At 62.1% G+C, this 1,209-nt stretch carries 1 protein-coding gene; it reads left to right on the top strand.

Annotation, left to right across the window (positions count from 1 at the left end; all coding sequences use genetic code 11):
* Positions 1 to 13: 13 nt before the first annotated feature.
* Positions 14 to 1,209: polysaccharide biosynthesis/export family protein (locus tag DTW90_RS36945; RefSeq protein WP_149345065.1), on the top strand; the 1,196-nt coding region annotated here is incomplete at its 3' end.

Raw genomic sequence — 1,209 nt, 5'->3', positions numbered from 1 at the left:
GAGTGGGCGGTATATGAACAAAAACATTTTGAAGCCGATCGGCTGCATTGCCTTTGCTGCGATGTTGTTGTCGGGATGTACTTACCTGCCGCGCTCCGGCCCCGATGAAAAAGCCATCGACAACCATGCCGCCGTCAAGGTCACCACCAAGGACCGCAAGGCCGGCATCGACTATGTCCTGGTCGACCTCAGCCAGAACATGCTGAAATATTTCGACGAGAAGGCCGCGACCTCGCTGAAGCAGAGTTTTGGCGGCGGCAAGGGCGGCCCGCCGGACATTCCGCTCGGTTATGGCGACGTTGTCCAGGTCTCGATCTTCGAAGCCCAGTCGGGCGGCCTGTTCATTCCGTCTGATGCCGGCAGCCGTCCGGGCAACTTCATCACGCTCCCCAACCAGACGATCGACCGGTCAGGCACGATCAGCGTGCCCTATGCGGGACGGATCCAGGCAGCCGGCCGCCTGAAGGAAGAGGTCGAGCGCGACATCGAGGACAAGCTGTCCAACCGCGCCATCGAGCCGCAGGTCGTCATCACCACGGTGACAAGCAATTCCAGCCAGGTGGCGGTTTTGGGCGACGTGACGACGCCGACCCGCGTCGAGCTCAATTCGTCGGGCGAGCGCGTGCTCGACGTGTTGTCGCAGGCCGGCGGCCTGAAGACGGCAGGCATCGAGACCAACATCACGCTGCAGCGCCGCGGCAAGACGGCGACCGTTCCTTACGAGACGCTGCTGAAGAACCCGTCGGAAAACATCTATGTCGCGCCCGACGACACGGTCTTTGCCGACCATCAGCGCCGCACCTTCGTCGCCTTCGGCGCCAACGGCCAGAACGGCCGCTTCGACTTCGAGGACACCGACCTGTCGCTGGCCGAAGGCATCGCCAAGGCGGGCGGCCTGAGGGACGACCAGGCGAACCCGGCCCAGGTGCTGCTCTATCGCAATGTCGACCGCAAGATCCTGCAGGCGATGAACGTCAACACCTCGGCCTTCCCATCCGACAAGATCCCGGTCGTCTTCCGCGCCAACCTGCGTGACCCGTCCGGCTTCTTCGCCGCCCAGAAGTTCGCGCTGGCCGACAAGGACATCCTCTACACCGGCAATTCCGGCTCCGTCGAACTCCTGAAGTTCCTCGATATCGCCAACGCCATTACATCAACCGCTGCCGGTACAACATCCGATACAGTCTCGACACGAGATTCAATCAGAGA

This window comes from Neorhizobium sp. P12A (assembly GCF_008365395.1).
In the GTDB taxonomy this organism is placed as follows: Bacteria; Pseudomonadota; Alphaproteobacteria; order Rhizobiales; family Rhizobiaceae; genus Rhizobium.
Note: the sequence above shows the minus strand (reverse complement) of the source record. Positions and strands in the feature narration are given on the sequence as shown.